We start from the raw sequence: 20098 nt of genomic DNA, 5'->3' as shown, positions 1-20098 counted from the left end.
TGTTCTCTCCATCGCCGGGCTGAAACCATGATTCCACGACACTGACGTGTCGGAGTGGAACGACTTGTTTCGGCCGCACCGGCGACGGGCTACGGTCGGGGCATGGCGTCAGAGAAGAAGACCACGGCCGAATATCTGCGGGACGCGCTGGACGGGCGCTGGCGTGACGTGAGAAACCAGACTCGAGCCCAGCTCAGCGGCGAGGCGTTCCGTCCGCACTACACACCCAACACGGTCATCGCCCGCGCGAAAGTGGCCGAACAGATGCAGATCCTGGCGACCGCGGGCATCTCGGATGAAGGGTTCCGCAAAGAGCACGGTGGCACCGGGGACGTCGGGGCGGCCATCACCATGATCGAGATGCTAGCCATGTCGGATTTGTCCCTGATGGTCAAGGCTGGGGTGCAGTGGGGCCTGTTCGGTGGTGCCGTGGAGAACCTGGGCACCGAGCGCCACGGCGCGTACATCGAGGACATCATCAGCCTGGACCTGCTGGGGTGTTTTGCGATGACCGAGACCGGACACGGCAGCGATGTCCAGTCGCTGGAGACGACGGCGACCTACGACGCGGAGACCGAAGAGTTCGTCGTCCACTCCGAGACCCCGACGGCGCGGAAGGACTACATCGGCGGCGCGGCCGAGACCGCCCGAATGGCAGCGGTTTTCGCGCAGTTGATCACCCACGAGAACGGTGAACCGGTCAACCACGGGGTGCACTGCGTGCTGGTGCCGATTCGCGACGAGGACGGTAACGACCTGCCGGGCGTGACCACGTCGGACTGCCACTACAAGGGCGGGCTGCCGGGAGTCGACAACGGTCGCATCATGTTCGATCAGGTCCGGGTTCCGCGGGTCAATCTGCTGAACAAGTACGGTGACGTCGCCCCTGACGGCACCTACAGTTCGCCGATCGACAACCCCAACCGCCGGTTCTTCACCATGATCGGCACCCTGATCCGCGGGCGGGTGACGGTGGGTGGCAGCGCGGGTGCGGCGGCGCGGGTGGCCTTGGACATCGCCACGCGATATGCGTTGCAGCGCAAGCAGTTCACCTCCCCGGACGACGACCAGGAAGTGCTGATCATGGACTACCTGGTGCATCAGCGCCGGCTGCTTCCACTGATAGCGCGGTCCTATGCACTGCAGTTCGCGCAGAACGAACTGGTATCGAAATGCCACGATCTGCAGACCTCCGATGTGGTGGACGCCGAGGAGCAGCGGGAGCTGGAAGCGCGGGCGGCGGGGCTCAAAGCCGCCAACACCTGGCATGCGTCGCACGCCATCCAGGAGGCCAGGGAGGCTTGCGGCGGTGCGGGATACATGGCGGAGAACAGGCTGATCGCGCTGCGTGCCGACACCGACGTGTTCACCACATTCGAAGGCGACAACCACGTGCTGACACAGCTGGTGGCCAAGGAGCTGCTGACCGCCTACGCCGACGACGTCAAGAGCATGAGTCCGGTGGAGTGGGTTTTCTTCGCCGCCAACACCGTTGGTGACCGGGTGATGAAACGCACTGCGGCCGAAGCGATCATGCAGCGCATCGTCGATGCCCGCCAGGACAGCGAGGAGGAAGGCAGCCTGTTCAACCGGGGCACCCAGGTGTCGATGTTCGAAGACCGCGAGGAATACATGCTGTCGTCGGTCGCGCGTCGGTTGCAGGGCAAATCCAAAGAGATGTCGGCGTTCGACGCGTTCAATGCGGTGCAGGATCACGTGCTGCACGCCGCGCAGGCGCACATCGACCGGATCGTGCTGGAAGCGTTCGTCGCCGGCATCGACGCGTGTCCGGACGAAGAGGCGCGGGAGTTGCTCGACGTGATCTGCGACCTTTATGCGCTGTCGGTGATCGAGGACGACAAAGCCTGGTTCATCGAGCACCGATACCTCTCGACCGAGCGGGCCAAGGCCGTGACGCGCGGCATCAACGACCGCTGCCGGGTGCTGCGCCCGCACGCCAGGGCACTGGTCGACGGATTCGGCATCCCGGAACCATTGCGCTACGCCGAGATGCTGCATCCGGAGAATCTGTCCGACTGAGCCATCCACCGGCAGTCAACTGCCGCAGGGTGATTGCTACTGGTGCGGAATCGAGCCCAGTGCCTGCAGTCGGCCGTCCGAGCCGACCTGGAACTTCACCGTGCCGCTTCCGCTGGGACAGCATTCCTCGTCCTTGCCGACGCGCCAACGGTATTGGACGGTCACGGTGTCATCGGCGGGTGGCTGCACGGTGATGTAAGGCTTCGGATTCGGTGTCGGCGAGCCGAGCGGCTTGTTGCGGTCGAAGAACAGCAGCTGCTGCGGAGTGGACTCGCTCGCGATGGTGGGAATGATCTGCACCCAGTGCAGCCGGCATTTACGGGTATGACCACGACCGATTTCCACCCAGGTGGAGCCGGGTACTTCGACCGGAACCGCGGCGATGGCCCGGCGCACCGTGTCGGCGGTCGGGCCGTCCGACTCTTTGCAGTTGTCCGGCCTCGCGGCCGGGCGCGGCGGAGCCTTATCCGCGCACCCGGCAGCCGCCAAGCCCACAATCAGAAGAATCGTGCCGAACCGATGACGCACGTCGCGAGCTTAGCGAAGGGGCTCGGTGACGTCGGCCACCCTCGCGTATCCGTTGCTGGACAACGCCTGTGAATGTCCGTCAGGTTTGGTCAAAACCGCAGCTGTCAGGCCTAAATGGGGCCCGGGCGTAGGTAGCTTTGACACGGGTCAAGGGTCGTTTATGAGGGCATGGGTTATCACCCGGTTTCCGGCAACGCACTGGTGAGGGCGAGGTGCTGCGAGCAGACCGTAAAACGGATGAAACCTCGAGCCCTCTGCCCCGAAACATCCTTGACGCACGATTCAGCAGACCACTGCGACACAGTCAGGAAGGACGTCGGGCGTGGCGAGGAGGCCCGAGGCGGCTGCAAACAACCAGGACGTGCAAACCCTGTGCGCCTATTGCGGTGTCGGCTGCGGAGTGGTGTTGCAGATCACAACCGATCCCGGAAGCGGCCGACGTCACATCACCAATTCGACTGGGCGCAAGGATCATCCGGCGAACTTCGGCCGGCTGTGCACCAAAGGCGCCACGACCGTGGACTTGCTGGCCGCGTCGGGTCGCGCCGAGACGGCCTACTCGAGGACCGACCGAGGCGAGCCGCTGGATTCGGTGGACACCGACACCGCCATCGCCGCCGCCGCCGAACGGCTACGGGCCATCGTCGACGAACACGGGCCGGATGCCGTCGCCCTGTATGTGTCGGGTCAGATGTCGCTGGAGGCCCAATATCTGGCGAACAAGCTGGCCAAGGGCTTCATCGGTACCAACCAGATCGAATCGAACTCGCGACTGTGCATGGCCGGTGCCAGTTCGGGCTACAAACTTTCCCTGGGCGCCGACGGACCCCCCGGCTCCTACCAGGACTTCGAGCACGCCGACGTGTTCTTCGTCATCGGCGCCAATATGGCCGACTGCCATCCGATTCTGTTCTTGCGCATGATGGAACGGGTCAAAGCGGGCGCGAAACTGATCGTCGTTGACCCGCGCCGCACTGCCACCGCAGCCAAGGCCGATCTCTTCCTGCAGATCTCCCCGGGTACGGATCTGGCGCTGCTCAACGGACTGCTGCAGCTGATCGTCGAAAATGGGCACACCGACGCCGAATTCATCTCCGAGTTCACCACCGGCTGGGCAGCCATGCCGGACTTCCTGCAGCAATTCGATGCGCAAACAGTCAGTGAAATCACCGGCATCCCCGTCGACGACCTTCGCACCGCGGCCCGCTGGATCGGCGAAGCCGGCAACTGGATGAGCTGCTGGACGATGGGCCTCAACCAGAGCACGCACGGCACCTGGAACACCAACGCGCTCTGCAATCTGCACCTGGCAACCGGCGCGATCTGCAGGCCGGGCAGCGGCCCCTTTTCCCTGACCGGACAACCCAACGCCATGGGCGGCCGCGAAATGGGCTACATGGGGCCGGGATTGCCGGGCCAACGCTCGATCACCTGCGCCGAGGACCGCGCCTTCACCGAGGAACAATGGGGCATCCCACGCGGGTCGCTGCGCTCCGACGTCAGCGACGGAGTGATCGACATGTTCGCCCGGATGGCCGATGGCCGGATCAAGGCGTGCTGGATCATCTGCACCAACCCCGTTGCCACCGTGGCGAATCGCAAGACGGTGCTGGCCGGTCTGGAGCGAGCCGAACTGGTGATCACCCAGGATGCGTTCCTGGAGACCGAGACCAACGAATACGCCGACGTGTTGCTGCCGGCGACGTTGTGGACCGAGTCCGACGGTGTGATGGTCAACTCCGAGCGCAACCTGAGCCTGTTCCAGGCGGCGGTCGACGCGCCGGGGCAGGCGCTGCCGGACTGGCAGATCATCGCCCGGATCGCCTGCGCGATGGGCTTTTCCGAGCACTTCTCCTACACCTGCGCCGAGGAAGTGTTCGAGGAGATCAAGCGGTTCTGGAACCCCAAGACAGGCTACGACATTCGCGGCGTCAGCTACGAACGGCTGCGCCGGTCCCCGGTGCAGTGGCCGTGCCCACCGGACAGCACCACCGACCGCAACCCCATCCGGTACCTCAACGACGGTGCCAGCCAACGACAATTCGTCCGCGAGGACGGTCAACGGCCCCGTCTGGCCTTCCCGACCCCGGACGGCCGGGCGGTGTTCTATGCCCGTCCGCATCTGCTGCCCGACGAGATGCCGGATGCCGACTATCCGTTGTTGCTCAACACCGGACGACTGGCGCACCAATGGCACACCATGACCAAGACGGGCAAGGTCGCCAAACTCAACAAGCTCAACCCCGGGCCATTCGTCGAAGTCCACCCCGAAGACGCTGCCCGCCTGCAGATCTGCGACGGCGACCGGGTCGAGGTCGCGTCTCGCCGCGGCCGCGCGGTGTTGCCGGCCACGGTCACCGATCGCGTGCTGCCCGGCAATTGCTTCGCGCCGTTTCACTGGAACGACGTCTTCGGCGAGTACCTGGCGATCAACGCGGTCACCAACGACGCCGTCGACCCGGTATCGCGCCAACCCGAATACAAAGTCTGCGCCGTCACCTTGACCAAGGTCGCCCCGGCACGCGAACCCGCGGGCGGCCAGCCCGGTCGGTCGGTGCAGGCGAGCCTCGCCCAGATCGACGCGATCACCGAATTCCTCGGGGTGGCAAGCGAACCCATCCCCGAGTTCGACGAGTGCGGGCGCGCCTATCTGGCCGGGCTGTTTGCCGGCATGCGGGTGCACGCGGGCCACTCGACGACTTCGGTACCGACGCTGCCGGCCACTGCCCCGTTCGACGTTCGCACCAGGATGTGGCTGGACGGTGTGCTGGCCGGGATGTCGACTGGTGACCCCGCTGCCTCGCCGAGTCCCGAGGCGGTACCGGACCGTGCGCCCGTCGTGGTGTTGTGGGCATCCCAGACCGGTAACGCCGAGGAGCTCGCCACCGTCGTCACCGAGGGGTTGCGCGCAGGCGGAATACCGGCGGCGCTGCGGGCTATGGACGAATTTCCGGTCGCCGACCTGCCCGGTGCGGGTGAGCTGCTGCTGATCACCAGCACCACTGGCGACGGCGACCCGCCGGACAACGGCGCCGGGCTGTGGTGGGCGCTGAACACCGAAGACGCACCACGTCTGGCGGGCGTCCGGTACGCCGTGCTGGCGCTCGGAGACTCCAACTACGACGACTTCTGCGGTTATGGGCGCAAGCTCGACAATCGGCTCGCCGAGCTCGGCGCGACCCGTATCACCGACCGTGTCGACTGCGAACCGGACTATGACGACACCGCCGCGCGGTGGCTCGACGACATCGTGAAAGCACTCGATAGCCACCCGGCCAAACCGGTTAACCCCCTACCGGTTGGCCCCACCCGCGAGCCCGAGAAGTACTCGAAGCAGCGGCCGCTGGTGACCGACCTTATCCGCAACACCACCTTGAGCCGGCCGAAGTCGGCAAAAGACGTGCGGCAGTTGGTCTTTCATGTTCCGCAGGGAAGCGTCAGCTACGAGGCTGGTGACGCGCTGGGGGTGTGGCCGCACAACAACGACGGGTTCGTCGACGAATGGCTGACCGCCACCGGTCTGGACGGCCACACCGAGGTGCAGGTCGACGGCCACGGCTCGATGTCGTTGCGCGCCGCCCTCACCGATCGCTTCGAGATCGCCCACCTCAGTCGGGCGATGCTGCAATTCGTCGGCGAGCGCACCATCGACGCGGACGTCGCCGGTCGACTCGCTGAGTTGCTGAAGCCGGAAAGCCGGGCCGCGCTTGCGGATTGGTCATGGGGACGTCAGTCGGTCGATCTGCTCGCGCAAGCACCCGTCAGCGCGTCCGCCGACGAGTGGCTCAGTGTGCTCAAACCGCTGCAGCCACGGCTGTACTCGATCTCGTCGAGCCCCAAGGAGCACCCGGGCGAGGTGCACCTGACGGTCTCGCCGGTGCGCTACAACTTCCGGGGGGTGCCGCGGCGCGGAGTGTGCTCGACGTACCTCGCCGACCGCTCCCCCAACGACCAGATCGCGGTGTTCGTGCGGACGGCGAAGAACTTCAGGCCACCGACCGACCCGCAGACCCCGATGATCATGGTCGGCCCGGGGACCGGTATCGCGCCGTTTCGCGGCTTTCTGCAGGAACGACGCGCGCTCGGCCACACCGGTCCCAACTGGCTGTTCTTCGGCGAGCAGCACGCCGCCACCGATTTCTATTACCGCGACGAGATCCGGGCGATGCACGCCGACGGCCTGCTCACCGAGTTGGACCTGGCGTTCTCCCGCGACCAGCAGGAAAAGGTCTACGTACAGCACCTGATGCGCCAGCGCGGCGCGCAGCTGTGGCGATGGTTACAAGACGGAGCACAACTGTACGTGTGCGGCAATGCCGATCCGATGGCCAAGGACGTTGACCAGGCAATCTGCGACATCGCGGCACAGCACGGGAACCTCTCCAGCGTCGAGGCCCGTGCCTACGTGCGCTCGCTGAGCGCCGACAAGCGGTACCACCGCGACGTGTATTAATGCCGACAATTGGGTAGATCCGTAATTTGACGGAAACGTCACGCACCAGTTGCCGAAACATCGGAGTCGCACCATTCACCCTAGAGATTCGCGCACTCAAGGGAGGGTCGTTCGCGTGGCTCGCAAGCCTGATGGTCCCGATGATGGTGCCGAAACCACCGCCTGTCCCCTGCACTGCAGGTCGCGTAACGGTGGCCGAAACGGCAGTGCACCCGCTGACCAGGTGGATTGGGCCGGATTTCCGGTGAACCTGGATCTGGCGTTCTCGCAGAACCAGCGGGACAAGGTCTTCAAGCAGCACCAGATGCTCAGGCGCGGGACGCTGCTGCGGCGTTCCTCTCCCGAAGTCACGCGACTGTGCGTGTGCGACGTCACCGAGCCGAATCCGGACGCGGACCGGTCGGTGTCCAACCGCTAGCGAATCAGGCGGGCGGATCCTGCGATGGGTCATTCCCCTCGTCGACCGGCAGACCCGCATCCTCCCAGTCGCCGAACCCGCCGACGAGGTCCGCGACGTCTCCGAAGCCCGACGCCTGGAAAAGACTGGCGGCGATCATGGAGCGGGTACCGCTCGCGCAGTAGGTGACCACCGGAGCCGCCCTGTCCAACCGGTCCAGCGAGTCGGGCAGCGCCGGCAGCGGAATGTGGTGCGAACCCGGAATCTTGCCGTCGTCCAGCTCGGCTTTGCCGCGCACATCGACGATCTGCAGGTTCGGTCTCGAGTTACGCAGCCGCTCGAGATCAGCTGCGCTGTAACGCTTGGTGGTTTCAATCAGCTCGGGCCGGTCGTCGGACACCGAGGCGAGGTCGTCCAATTGCCCGACCACCCGATCCAGACCCACCCGCGCGAGCCGAAGCCGGGATTCACCGGCCTTGTCCGGATCTCCCACCAAGACGATGTCCCGGTCGATTTCCAGTGCCCCACCGGCCCATTCGGCGAAGCGCCCCTGGAGGCTGACGTTGATCGCGCCGCGCAGGTGACCGGCGGCGAAATCGGTTGGGTCGCGGCCGTCCAGCGGCGTCACGCCGGCGGCGATGTGCTTCTCCACGATGTCGATACCCAACAGGCTGGGCGGCCCGTCGTTCAACAGTGGACGCTGTTCGCGATTGCGATGTGAGTCGTACTCGAAGTAGCGCGGTTGGGTGGCCTGGTCGGAGGTCAGGGACGCGACGAATTCGTCGACGTTGTCGATCTTGGCTGCGTAGTTCGTCTTCCGCTGCTCGCCGATGGTGGAGTGGGTTTCGCTGGACAACTGCTTGCCGCAGGTCGAGCCGGCCCCATGGGCGGGAAACACGCGGGTGGCGTCCGGCAATTTCAGCAGCTTGCCGTGCAGCGTCTCGTAGAGGGTGCGGGCCAGGTTCTCGGCTGAAATGCCTTCGTCGGCAAGCAGATCCGGGCGTCCGACGTCGCCGACGAACAGCGCGTCCCCGGTGCATACCCCGTAGGGCACCTCGTCGTCGGGATGCTCGTAGACGACTACCGAGATCGACTCTGGGGTGTGGCCCGGCGTCGCCAATATCTCAAAGGTGACTTCTCCCAGCGAGATCCGCTGACCGTGGTGCAGTGCTTCGACCGGAAACTCGACCTCGGCGTCCTTGCCGTAAGAAATCACCGCGCCGGTGGCCGCCGCCAGTTCCAAGTGTCCGCTGAGGAAGTCGGCATGGATGTGAGTCTCGATGACGCGTTCGATCGTCATGCCGTGTTGGGCTGCTTCTTCGAGATACTCGGCGATATCCCGGCGGGGGTCGACGACGACGGCGCGGCCCGAGCTCTCGTCTCCGATGAAGTACGAAGCCTGCGACAGACATTCCAGATAGTGCTGGGTGAAGATCACGACTCTTCCTCTCGGCCCGAGGCGGATTCAGCGTAGGGTTCCCCCGATCTGCGCTGGGGTAACCCTGGGCGAGAACGAGCACGCCTGGTTCAGGCTGCACGGCGTGCTTGCGCAGGTGACAACGTCTTTGGAAGGCCCACCGCCGGTGGCCGACTCGAATCATGCTGAATTTAACCGTCTAAATCAGCGTCGCTGCTCTGGCTGCCCGTAGAGGGCAACCACCACGCTGCGGTCCAGGCTGTTGTTCGACCACACCCCCATCGCGGTGTTGGCGCAGTCCCGCATGATCGTCAGGTAGTCCGGGTTGTCGAACCACTGCTGGAACACCTCGAGGCTGCTGATGGCCAGCGCAGGGTTGATCGCCACGGTCTCGGCGACCCTGCCCCGGAAGCCCGCGGCGTCGGCTCGGGATTGCGGAGTCGACCCGTCGGATCCGGTGTCGTCGTTCATGTTTCGGTGCGCGATCATGTCGTCGGCATGCCACTGGGCGGCCAGGTACAGCGAGTTGTTCGGTACGACATCGTTGACGCAACCGGCTTGATGCTGCACGGTGTAGACCCCGGATATGACGCTGTCGTTGAGCCTTTTGTTGTCGGCTCGAGCCGGAGCTACTCCCCCGAGTGATACGAGGATCACGATCGCGGCGGGTGCGCCGACGCGGAACCAGCGTTTCATCGAAGTCCTCACACCGGATCGAAGTGGGACACCAGCCATCGTCCGCTGACCTTGTCCAAGACCACCCGGATCACGGGCTGGGTGTCCGTCGGGGTTCCGCCGTCTCCGATGGTCACTGTCTGGTTGACGAACAACAGGACCACGGCATGGTCGGCGGTGGCGGACACCGACGCCGCCGAGTTGACTTTCGCGACCGCCGAAATGCGCTTGTCTTTCGCGCCGGGGATGACGACCTGGCGGGTCAACGCCGTGTAGGCCTCCTTGAAGTCACCGGTCAGGCGTTCCCGGGCCGCGCCGAGATCCTTGTCGGCCGAGTCGGGGGTGTACGACAACAGCGCGACCGCATCCTCACCGGCGACCCGAACCGACTCCGTTCGGGCCCGCGCCGCCTCGTCACCGGAGAAGGCCACCCACTTGAAGTAGCCGGCGGTCAACGCCAGCACCAACGCGAGTCCGGGCAACACACCGAAGGCGAGCACCCGCGTCCAGGCGATCGGGGTCTTCTGCCGCTCTTTCGGATCGGAATCCGCGGACTCGTCGTCCGGGGCGTCACCGGCCTCGTCGCCGGTGGGTTCCGATGTCGCCTCGTCGCCTGTAGGTTCCGATGTCGCCTCGTCGCCGGTGATCGCCTCGTCGTCGGTGGTCGCCTCGGAATCCGCTGGCGTCACAGCGGATTCGGTCGTCTCGTCCGCTTCGACGGCCGTTGCGCTCAGTGTCGTCATGGCACGAACACCACGTTGGACATTTTGGCGTCGTCGCCGACCGCGCGGACCTCGATCCGCATGCGCCACTCCCGCGGTGCCTCTTCGCCGGCCGCGGTCCGTGACTTCACGGCGACCGCGACCAGCACCTGAGCCGAGTCGCCGCGCTCAGCTTCCACGCCGGCGTCGGTCACCGTGCCTTCAGATTTCGATTGGGCCACCTTGACCAGTTCGATGAAGGGCTTGGCGCGGCGTTCGAAATCGTCGCGGAACGTGCCGGTGGCCAGGTCCAGGATTCGCTGCACGTCGGCATCGATCTCGGTGTAGTCGAGCGTGGTGAGGTTCACCGCGCCCTGGCGGGCGGTCCGGACGAACAGCTCGCGCTGAGCCTGCGCTTGGTGCTGCTGATAGGCGCGGTAGCCGAGCCAGCCGGTCAATCCGGCCAGCGCCGCCACGACGACACCGGCGGCTACCAGCGCCCGTCCGAGCTGGGAAAGCCGCGCAAAGGGATTGCGACGGCGCGGGATTGGCCGCTTTGCGACTGGATCCTCGTGCTCGTCAACGCCATCGGGTTGTTCGACGTCGGTGATCTCAAGTTGTTCGGTCATATTGCTCCTTGCTCACGGCAGGTACGGGTGTGCCTAGGATGTCGGCACCAGCAGCGCCTGCCAGTTCTTGGCACGTGGGTGCGCCAAATCGGCTTCGGTGTAGCGGTGTCCGTCGGGACCCACGTAGTCGCCGGAGGCCGGGTCGTAGGTCGCCACCGCGATCGGCGCGGGTGCCGACGGTGGTGGCGCGGTGCCCCGCGGCGGTGCAAGCCGCGGGTCCTGGCCGGGCGGGTATTGCGGTACGCCCTGCCCACTGGTGGTTGCGTTCGGGTCGCCCTTCCAGTTGTAGCCGTCGTTGAGCGCCACGTACTCTTCGTCGCTTTCGCACAGCTCGACGGTCGGCGCACGTTTCCACGGCTTGGTCTCACACGGAATATTGCGCGCGCCACGAACATTGAGCTCGGAGTCCTGCGGCAGTCGGCAATACAGTTCCGCGGCCGGGCGGTCCGGGGCGTCCACGCTGGCCGGCGAGCGCCGCTGCGTGGGCGGCAGGAAGCCGGTGGTGCAGGGCGGCGGCAGGTTCATGTTCAGGTTGAAGTCCAGATAAAAGCCCTTGTAGTCCTGTTTGGTGCCGACGTTCGGCACCAGGGACCCCGCCATGACCGCGATACCCTGCGGCAACAGCACCAGGATCTGTTCGATGTCGTGGCGGTAGACGTAGGCGATGTCACCCAGGCTCACCAGGTTGGCGAACAGCACCGGCACGGCGGGCGCGACCCGGTCGAACATCGCGCGACCCTCTTCCAAACCGGAACTGCCCTGCGTCAACAGATCTCGCAGCGCCGCATCCTGCGCCTGGAACTGCGCAGTGATCGCTGCGGTCCGATGAGCCCAGGTGGCGATCGCGTCCGATGTCTGCACCTGGGAGTTCAGCACCGGCGGGGCCTGGTCGATCAGCGCCGACAACGGCTCCACGGTTCGGCCGCCGGCGATAGCCAAAGCCGTTGACCCGTCCACGATTCGGGACAGCTCCGGCCCGAGCCCGCCGACACCCCGGTTGGCCTCCTCCATCACGGTGCGCAGGTTCTCCCGCGGGATCGCTTGCAGCGCACGGTTCGTCATGTCCAGCAGCCGCCCGATGTCGACGGGCACGTCGACCTTGCCGGCGGGGATGACGTCGCCGGCACGCAGCAGCCGGGATTGTCGTCCGTCTCCGCCCGACCGCGGGGTCAACTCGATGTACTGCTCGCCGATCGCCGAGCGGCTGTGCACCGAAGCCTGAACCTCGGCCGGCACTTTGACGCCGGATCTCATGGCCAGCACCGCCCGCACCCCGGTGGCGGTGACCTTGACCGACCTGACCTGGCCCACGTCGGTTCCGCGATAGGTGACGACGGAGTTCTCGTAGAGTCCGCCGGACTGCGGCAGGTCGACGCTGACGCTGTACTCACCAATCCCGAACAGCGTCGCGGGAAGCTTCATGTAGTCGAATGCCATTGCGCCACAGGAGATCAACGTCACGACCGACAGCACGGCCAGCTGGATCCAGGTCTTGCGGTTCAGGCGCAGCATCAGTATCCCTCGAAGTGGTAAGGGAACGTCAGCGGGTTCCCGCCGGTGACCGGGCTGGGTTGCATGCCGATGGTGCGCCCCCACTGCAGCTCGAGCTGGGTGAGATTGCCTTCCCAACGGGAACCGGTGAAGATGCCGGTGTCGATGCGGCTCAAGGTGAGGTCGACGATCATCGTCAAGTTGGCATAGTCGCCCCGGAACCAGTTGGTCACCGTCGACGTCGGCCACGGGTAGGTCGCCAACCCGTCCAGTCCCTTGGTGAGCGCCGGTCCGGCGTCGGCAAGTCGCCGCAAGACCGGCGCGATCTGGCGCAGGTTGTTCACCAAGGACTGTTTGCTCTGACGAACCGTGTCGGCGGCGATCGCACTGAACTTGCCGAGCTGGTCGATAGCGTCGGCGATGTGGGTGCGCTCCCTGGCCAACACCGCGAGCGCTTGGGGCACCGTCGTCAGGGCCCGATCCACCACCGCGTCCTTGGCGGCGAACTGACCCGCCAAAGAATTGAGATTCTCAGCGGCAGCGATGATGTCGTCGGTCTGCTCGTTGGTGCCGGCGATGAACTCGTCGAGCTGGCGCAGCAGGCTGCGCATGTCGTTCTCCCGGCCGGCGAAGGCCTTCGCGACCGCCTGGGTGATCTCCTGAAGCTGGTTCAGGCCGCCGCCGTTCAACAGGATCGACACCGAGGCCAACGTTTGCTCGGTGGTCGGGTACATGCTCGCGTGCGCCAGCGGGATGACCGACCCGTTCCCGAGTTGGCCGACCGGCGGCTCGTCCTTGGGCGGTGCCAGTTCGATGTGCATCGAGCCGAGCAGGCTGGTCTGTCCGATCTTGGCTGTGGAATTGGCCGGCAGGTGGACATCGCCGTTGATCCGCATCGTCACCAGCGCGTGCCAGTCCTGGACCTCGATCTTGGTGACGTTGCCGATGTTGACGTCGTTCACCCGAACTCGGGTGTTCTCTTGGATATTCACCACGTCGGGCAGTTGGGCCTGAATGGTGTAGGAGCCCGGTCCGTCGCCGGAGGTGCCGGGCAACGTCAGTGAATTCAGGCCGTGCCAGTCGCCGCATCCGGGCAGTACGGACAGGCACGCGACGCTGAGCGCCGCGATGACGGCGCGCCTCATGACGCCGGTCCTTGCGGAACCATCAGGCCCTGCAGCCCCAGCCTCGGATCTACGACCGTCGGTGCCGGTTGCTCGGCGGGCAACGGTTGCGGCGGCGGGGCCGCCTCGGGTGCGGGTGGGCCGCCGGGGCGCAGCCTGTCTTCGCTGTAGGTGATCTCACCCGGGCGGGCCTGCGGCCCGACGAACGGGTTGATCCCGGCCGGAATGTAGTTGTAGATGCGATTCTTGATGATCGGCTCGACGTACTGCAGGCACAGCTTGGAAACTCGGTCCAGTCCGCGCCGTGACGCCGCTTCGATTGAGCTGCAGATCCATTGGGGGATGTCGGCGAAGTTGTTCAACGCGATGATGCCCGTCATCGCGCCCTGCGCGGGCTGGTAGATGTTCATGAAGTTCTGGAACACCGTCGGGACCACATGCAGAATCTGTTTGATGTCGGCGCGGCTGTCGTTAAGCGCCGTCGTCACCGAGCTCAGCCGGTCGAAGGTCACTCCGATCGACTCCCGGTTCTCCGCCAGGAAGCCACGCAGATCCGCCAGCGCCCCGTCGAGACCCTGCACCGCGTTGGCGACCTCGTTGGGCGAGTTGGACAGGATCGTGGTGACGCTGGCCAGGTTCTGGTTGAACGCGACCAGCAGATCGCTGCTGGAGTACAGCGCCGAGACGAGTAGTTGCAGGTTGCGCACCGTGCTGAAGATGTCGTCGGCGTGATCGCCGAGCGCCGAAAGCGCCGCGGACAGCTTGATGATGGTGTCGCGGGCGGTGTCGCCTTCGCCGCGCAGGTTGTCCGCGGTCGAGTTGACGAACTCCCCCAACGAGTTCACCCCGCCAGGGCCAGGTTGCAGGGATTCGGTGAGCTTTTCCAGCTGTTTGCGGAAATCGTCCCACTCGACCGGAACCGCGGTGCGGCTCAGCGGGATCGAGGCTCCGGCAGTTAGTTTCGGTCCTCCGGCGTAGACGGGGACGAGCTGGATCGCCCGTGAGGTGACCAGTGAGGGCGACAGGATCGCCGCGCGCGCGTCGGCCGGGATCGCGTACTGCTTGTCCACGGAGAACGTCACTTTCGAGCTCGCCGGTTGCGGCTCGATGTTGTCGATGGTGCCGACGGCGACGCCGAGGATCCGTACTTCGTCGCCGACGAAAAGACCGTTCGCATTAGCGAAATACGCGGAGTAGGTGCTCTTGTCGACTTGTTTCCACAGTTGTTTGCCGACCAGAAAGGACGCGAGCGCCAGGATCACGACCAGGCTGACACCGGTGACTTTGCGCACTGTGCTGCGCGCGTTCGGGGGAATGGTCACGATCCCCCCGTTGCGGCAGGCGCGGGCTCGGGCGGCGGGCCCGGGGCGGGTCCGGGAGATGGGGGTTGCGACCACAGCGGCACGGGCGCGAGTTCCGGTGGTACGGGCGGAGATCCGGTCGGCGGATCGACCGCCTCCGAAGGAAGATGCTGGTTTGGGTCCAGATACCGGTCATACATCCGGGAGTCGAGGATCGGCCCGCTGAGCTGACCCGGAATCAGGTTGGCCACATAGGCTTTGAAGAAGGGACCCGACCCCAGCACCTCGCCGAAGGACATCGCGTAACGCTTGAACTTGGGCAGGGTTCGCTGAATGTCTTCCTTGCGGTTGTCGAGTATTTCGAGCACGCCGTTGAGCTTGTCCAGCGCCGGCTTGAGTTGTGCACGGTTGTCGTCGACCAATCCCGAGATCTGGTGTGAGACCGCGGTGATGCTGTTCATCAACGCGTCGATCGAGCTGCGTTCCTGAAGCAGCGCCGCCAGTAGCGTGTTGGAATTCGATACCAGGCCGGCGATCTGCTGGCTGCGTCGGCCCAACACGCCGGCAACGTTGTTGGCATTGGTCAGCAGGCTGCGCAGCTGGGCGTCCCGATTGTTCAAGGTCTCGGAGAATCGCGCGACGCCCTCCAGCGCGGGCTTGAGGTTGGGCGGTGTGTCGCGCAACGTGTCAGCCAGCGTCGTCAGGGCCGAGGACAGTTGGGTGGTGTCGAGCCCGCTGATCTGAGTTGTCAGATCGCCCAACGCATCCGGCAGGTCATAGGGGGACGTGGTGCGTTCCAGCGGGATGGTGTTCTTGAGCCGTCCGCCGCCGCGCGGGGTCAGCTCGAGCATCTTGGAGCCCAGGATGGTCTCGGTCTTGATGGCCGCTTCCGTGCGATCACCCAGCTCGACGCTTTTGCGGACGGTGAACCCGACCCGGACTTTGGTGCCCTCCAGACGGATGTCGGAGACCCGGCCGACACCGACGCCCGAAACCCGCACCTGGTTGCCGGCTTTGATGCCGCCGGCCTCGGAGAAGTAGGCCGCGTGGTTGTCGTAGCCGTTGACGAACGGCAGCTTGTTGTACTGAAAGGCGACGAACACCACCAGGATCAGGATGACCGTGCCCATCACCCCCAAGACGAACGGGCTGCGGTTCTTGCCCGGCTTGCCCCTGAAACGGCTCATTGCGGTGTGCACCGCCCGCTGGGCTGACTCAGCAGCTTGACGTAGATGGGGTTGCCGCCCTTGCCGTTGAGTTTGAGCAGCACCTCGCAGAAGTAGAAACCGAAATAGTCGCCGTTGAGGCCCTGCCGAGACAGCACTTGGTACACGTCGGGCAGGCTGTGGATCAGGTGGTCGACATAGTCGTGATCGGCCATGACTTGCCCTGCCATGCGGTCGGTCTCGCGCACCACGTCCTTGATCGGTTGGCGTGCCTGGACCAGGAGGTCGGCGATCGACCCGGCTGCCGCGTTGACGTAGGCCAGCCCGGTGGAGATGTCGGTCTTACGCTGCGAAAGCCCGTCGACGAACTCGGCGAGTTTGTCCAAGCCGTCGGAGAATTCGTGGTCGCGCGCGGCGAAGGTGTGCAGCACGGTGTTCAGGTTGGCGATCAGGTCACCGATCAGTTCGCTACGCCCGGCCAACGTCGAGGTCAGCGACGCGGTCTGGGCCAGCACCGAGGACAGAGTGCCGCCCTGTCCCTGAAAGATCCGCAGCAGCTGGCCCGACAGCGCGTTGACCTGTTCGGGATCCAACGCGCGGAACAGCGGACGGAAGCCGCCGATCAGCACGTCGATGTCCAGGGCCGGCGATGTCCGTGCCAGCGGGATCGTGCCACCCGGCTCCAGTCGGTGCGGCGATCCGGCGCCCTCCTCCAACGCCAGGAAACGGTCACCGATCAGGTTCTCGTAGCGCACCACCGCGCGGGTGCCCTCGGTGAGCCGCAGACCCTTGTCGACGGCGAAATCGATGCTAACCGTGCCGTCGCGATGCAGGGTGATGTCGCCGACCTTGCCGACCTCCGCACCGGCAATGCGGACGAAGTTGCCGGATTTCAGGCCGGAGATGTTGGTGAACACCGCGTGATAGTCGGTGCGGTCCTCGAAACGGAACTGTCCGAATACCGTGATCAGAGCGAATGTGAACACCAGGCACACCACGGTGAACATTGCGACGCGTGCCCAGAGTTTGAACGTGCCGGGTCTTTTCTCTTGACTCATGGCGGCGGTTGCCCCCCGCGGTAGAAGTAGCGCGGCGGTTCCGGCGGGTTCTTGGTGGTCGGGAAGTAGTTGGACCACCAGGGATTACCTACCGCGAGGTTGGTGCGAATCTCGTTGGGCTCGGTGCCCCATCCGGTGTCGGTGACCAGCGCACGCACCGGGTAGTTGGCGCTCGGGTCAGGCAGCGACCCGCAACTGGGTTTGCCACCCGGACCGCCGGTGGCATTGACCTTCGGCAGGTGCTTGGGGTACCGGTACGGGTCATCGCCGAACAACAAGCCGGCATCCATGATGAACGAATATCCGTTGCCGCCCAACGTGTCCCGACCGCCGTGCTCCACATACCACTGCGAACCCTGGAACAGGCACGTGTAGGTCGGGGAGTACATGTCCAACAGCCTGGTGGTCGGGTCGAGCAGGTTGATGGCTCGGACGATGTTGGTTTCGTTGCGGCCGATGACGCTGATGCCGGTCTGGCTGAAGCCGATGGCCGACATCAGCATCGCGTCCAGCGACTGCTGGTTTTGGGTGAGGGTGGCACTGGTCGTGGTCGCGGAGTCGAGAATCGACAGGATATCTTGCGCCGCAGTGGAATAGGCAGCGGTGGTCCTGCCGAACAGCTTCCAGTCTTCGTGGATTGTCGGCAACCGGGGATTGACCGCCAGCAACAGATTGTTGGAGTCGGTGATCGCCTGCCCGATCCGATCGCCCTTGCCGCGCACCGATTGTGCGAACGCCGACAGGATCGCGTTCAGCTTTGCCGGATCGATGGCCTGAACCAGCGACTGCAGATTCTCGAATACGGTGTTGACTTCGACGGTCACGTTCCGGGAGTGCAGGACCGCACCGGGCTTCAACCCGGCCGGGCTGGGGTGCTCGGGTGCGATCAAGTCGACGTACTTGGAGCCGAACGCGGTCGTCGACTTGATCTCTGCTTCGACGTTGCCCGGTAGGTACTTGAAAGCGTCCGGTTGCATCTTCAATTTCAGCTTGGCCTTTTTGGCGTCGGTGCCGATCGCCTCGACCTGGCCGACTTGCACGCCGCGAAACTTGACCTTGGCGCCCTGTTCCATCACCAGTCCCGCGCGGTCCGACACCAGAGTCAGCGGGACCGAGGGCTGGAGCTTGCCGGAGAACATGCCCATGGTCATCGCGATCAGGCCTGCGAGCACCAGGAACAGAATCGGTGCGTACCAGATCGGATCGACCCTGCTGGCGCGGACCCTGTTCGCCCTCGAGGCTCCTCGATATTTGTCGTCGCTCATACCGGCTAACCCGAGAGGTTGAAGTTGCCGTGCTGGCCGTAGACGGACAGCGAAATCATCAGGCAGACAAAGGCTGTGACGATCATCGAGGACCGCACCGACCGGCCGACCGCTTCCCCGACACCGGCCGGCCCGCCGGTCGCGGTGAAGCCGTAGTAGGTGTGCACCACCATCACGCCGGTGGCCATCGTCAGCGCCGACAAGAATGACCACAGCAGATCGACGGGATGCAGGAACGTCGAGAAGTAGTGCTCGTAGACGCCGCGGGACTGGCCGTAGACCGAGATCGTCAGGAACTTGGCCGCGATGAACGACGCCAGCACCGCCACCGCGTAGAGCGGAATGACAACCAGGACACCGGCGATGATCCGCGTCGACGCCAGGTAGGTGATCGCGCGGATGCCCATCACCTCCAGCGCGTCAATCTCCTCGTTGATCCGCATGGCGCCCAGTTGCGCGGTGGCGCCCGCACCGATGGTTGCCGCCAACGCCAAACCGGCCGTGCACGGCGCGATCATCCGGACGTTCAGGAACGCCGACAGGAAGCCGGTCATCGCCTCGACGCCGATGTTGGACAGCGAATCGTAGCCCTGCACCGCGACCAGGGCACCGGTGGTCAGGGTGAGGAATCCGATGATGCCGACGGTTCCGCCGATAACCGCCAACGCGCCTGTGCCCATACCCATTTCGGCGATCAGCCGCAGCAATTCACCTGGGTAACGCCGTACCGCGTCGACGATGTTCACCAGTGAGCGCCCGTAGAACGCGGTCTGCTCACCCAACTTCCGGGTCGAGGCGCTCAGCCTGGGGACCACGGTGGCCAACCAGGTCGATTCGTCGAACGTCGCGTCCGTCACTTGGCGGTCACTTTCACGCCGAGCGCGGTGGTCAAGATGTTGATGAAGAACAGCGCCATGAACGAGAACACCACGGTCTCGTTCACGGCACTACCCACACCGGCGGGGCCGCCGCCCGACGAAAGCCCTTTGTAGCACGCGATCAATCCCGCGGAGATGCCGAACAGCGTTGCCTTGATGAGGGAAATCACCACCTGCGGCAACCCGACGAGCAGCGTCATTCCCGCCACGAACGCTCCCGGTGTGACGTGCTGGATGTACACCACGAAGATGTAGCTGCCCACCAAACCGGTGACCGAGACGACTGAGAAGAGCAGCACCGCAACGAAAGTGGCGGCAATCAGGCGCGGAACCACCAGCGCCTGAACGGGATTGACGCCGATGACTTGCATCGCGTCGATTTCCTCGCGGATCTTGCGCGCGCCCAGGTCGGCACACATGGCGGTGGAGCCGGCGCCGGAGACGACCATCGCGGTAACCACCGGACCCACCTGAGTCACCGACGCAAGCCCCGCGCCGGCCCCGGACAAGTCCCCGGCACCGATCTCGACCAGCAGGATGTTCAGCACGAACACGATCAGCACCGTGTACGGGATCGACAGCATGATGGTGGGGAAGATCGAGACCCGGGTCACGAACCAGATCTGCTCGAGGATCTCCCGCCAGTTCCACGGCCGTCGCACCAGGACCAGGAAGGTTTCGGCGCAGAAACTGAAGAACTCACCCAGCGCGTTCATCGGCTTTGCGAAAGTCGTTGCGTTCATGGTTCTGCTCACCCCCCCGGATTGATCGATGTGTGCGTGCGGCCCATCACAATTACGCCCACGCCACAAGAAGAGTCGCGATGGTGCGTAATTCGTTGTCCGACAATGCATTAACGACATCTGCAGGCGACGGCGGACCACCCCGCCGGAATGCAGATAGAGTCATGTCGCCAGCTTACGAGCCGCCCAATTGCGTTCCGAGGTTTGCAATCAGCCGGAAGGAAAAGGTGGA

16 protein-coding genes are annotated in these 20098 nt (G+C 64.9%); 3 read left to right on the top strand and 13 right to left on the bottom strand.

Features of this window, described 5'->3' with window-relative positions:
* Positions 1–102: 102 nt before the first annotated feature.
* Positions 103–2040 carry an acyl-CoA dehydrogenase family protein gene (locus tag AC5Y47_RS18950; protein ID WP_499945792.1) on the top strand — a complete coding sequence of 646 codons (1938 nt, stop codon included), beginning with the start codon at positions 103–105 and terminating at the stop codon, positions 2038–2040.
* A 36-nt stretch (positions 2041–2076) separates the two neighbouring features.
* On the opposite strand, the gene AC5Y47_RS18945 is transcribed toward AC5Y47_RS18950, so the two are convergent.
* Positions 2077–2568: an LppP/LprE family lipoprotein gene (locus tag AC5Y47_RS18945; RefSeq protein ID WP_499945791.1), complete on the bottom strand. Its 492-nt coding sequence runs from the start codon at positions 2566–2568 to the stop codon at positions 2077–2079.
* A gap of 322 nt (positions 2569–2890) precedes the next feature.
* Here AC5Y47_RS18945 and AC5Y47_RS18940 point away from each other — a divergent pair, with 322 nt between their 5' ends.
* Together AC5Y47_RS18940 and AC5Y47_RS18935 are read left to right on the top strand one after the other, a co-directional pair.
* Positions 2891–7021 (top strand): bifunctional nitrate reductase/sulfite reductase flavoprotein subunit alpha, encoded by a 4131-nt coding sequence (locus AC5Y47_RS18940; RefSeq protein WP_499945790.1) that lies wholly within the window; start codon positions 2891–2893, stop codon positions 7019–7021.
* Positions 7022–7136: 115 nt separating this feature from the next.
* Positions 7137–7439 carry a hypothetical protein gene (locus AC5Y47_RS18935; protein ID WP_499945789.1) on the top strand — a complete coding sequence of 101 codons (303 nt, stop codon included), beginning with the start codon at positions 7137–7139 and terminating at the stop codon, positions 7437–7439.
* A gap of 4 nt (positions 7440–7443) precedes the next feature.
* Here AC5Y47_RS18935 and AC5Y47_RS18930 read toward each other — a convergent pair whose 3' ends face one another.
* The 12 genes from AC5Y47_RS18930 to AC5Y47_RS18875 form a co-directional block, all read right to left on the bottom strand.
* Positions 7444–8856: an MBL fold metallo-hydrolase gene (locus AC5Y47_RS18930; RefSeq protein ID WP_499945788.1), complete on the bottom strand. Its 1413-nt coding sequence runs from the start codon at positions 8854–8856 to the stop codon at positions 7444–7446.
* 183 nt (positions 8857–9039) lie between these two features.
* The gene (locus AC5Y47_RS18925; protein ID WP_499945787.1) at positions 9040–9531 is read right to left on the bottom strand and encodes a CAP domain-containing protein; all 492 of its coding nucleotides are present in this window, start codon (positions 9529–9531) and stop codon (positions 9040–9042) included.
* An 8-nt stretch (positions 9532–9539) separates the two neighbouring features.
* Positions 9540–10253 carry a hypothetical protein gene (locus AC5Y47_RS18920; RefSeq protein ID WP_499945786.1) on the bottom strand — a complete coding sequence of 238 codons (714 nt, stop codon included), beginning with the start codon at positions 10251–10253 and terminating at the stop codon, positions 9540–9542.
* Complete coding sequence (locus tag AC5Y47_RS18915; protein WP_499945785.1) at positions 10250–10840, bottom strand: Rv1363c family protein; 591 nt, start codon at positions 10838–10840, stop codon at positions 10250–10252. Before AC5Y47_RS18915 ends, AC5Y47_RS18920 begins: the two co-directional genes overlap by 4 nt.
* A gap of 33 nt (positions 10841–10873) precedes the next feature.
* The gene (locus AC5Y47_RS18910; RefSeq protein ID WP_499945784.1) at positions 10874–12352 is read right to left on the bottom strand and encodes an MCE family protein; all 1479 of its coding nucleotides are present in this window, start codon (positions 12350–12352) and stop codon (positions 10874–10876) included.
* Entirely contained in the window at positions 12352–13476 is a 1125-nt protein-coding gene (locus AC5Y47_RS18905) for an MCE family protein (RefSeq protein ID WP_499945783.1), read from the bottom strand. Before AC5Y47_RS18905 ends, AC5Y47_RS18910 begins: the two co-directional genes overlap by 1 nt.
* Complete coding sequence (locus AC5Y47_RS18900; protein WP_499945782.1) at positions 13473–14777, bottom strand: MCE family protein; 1305 nt, start codon at positions 14775–14777, stop codon at positions 13473–13475. The genes AC5Y47_RS18905 and AC5Y47_RS18900 overlap by 4 nt, the downstream gene beginning before the upstream one ends.
* Entirely contained in the window at positions 14774–15943 is a 1170-nt protein-coding gene (locus AC5Y47_RS18895) for a virulence factor Mce family protein (RefSeq protein WP_499945781.1), read from the bottom strand. The genes AC5Y47_RS18900 and AC5Y47_RS18895 overlap by 4 nt, the downstream gene beginning before the upstream one ends.
* Entirely contained in the window at positions 15940–16980 is a 1041-nt protein-coding gene (locus AC5Y47_RS18890; protein WP_499945780.1) for an MCE family protein, read from the bottom strand. Before AC5Y47_RS18890 ends, AC5Y47_RS18895 begins: the two co-directional genes overlap by 4 nt.
* Entirely contained in the window at positions 16977–18245 is a 1269-nt protein-coding gene (locus AC5Y47_RS18885) for an MCE family protein (protein WP_499945779.1), read from the bottom strand. The genes AC5Y47_RS18890 and AC5Y47_RS18885 overlap by 4 nt, the downstream gene beginning before the upstream one ends.
* 5 nt (positions 18246–18250) lie before the next feature.
* Positions 18251–19069, bottom strand: a complete 819-nt coding sequence (locus AC5Y47_RS18880; protein ID WP_499945840.1) for an ABC transporter permease — start codon at positions 19067–19069, stop codon at positions 18251–18253.
* Between the two features lie 29 nt (positions 19070–19098).
* Positions 19099–19866 carry an MlaE family ABC transporter permease gene (locus AC5Y47_RS18875; protein ID WP_499945778.1) on the bottom strand — a complete coding sequence of 256 codons (768 nt, stop codon included), beginning with the start codon at positions 19864–19866 and terminating at the stop codon, positions 19099–19101.
* Between the last annotated feature and the right edge of the window lie 232 nt (positions 19867–20098).

Source organism: Mycobacterium sp. NGS22 (assembly GCF_059813095.1).
The sequence above is the reverse complement of the archived record's forward strand: the minus strand, read 5'-3'. Positions and strand labels throughout refer to the sequence as shown.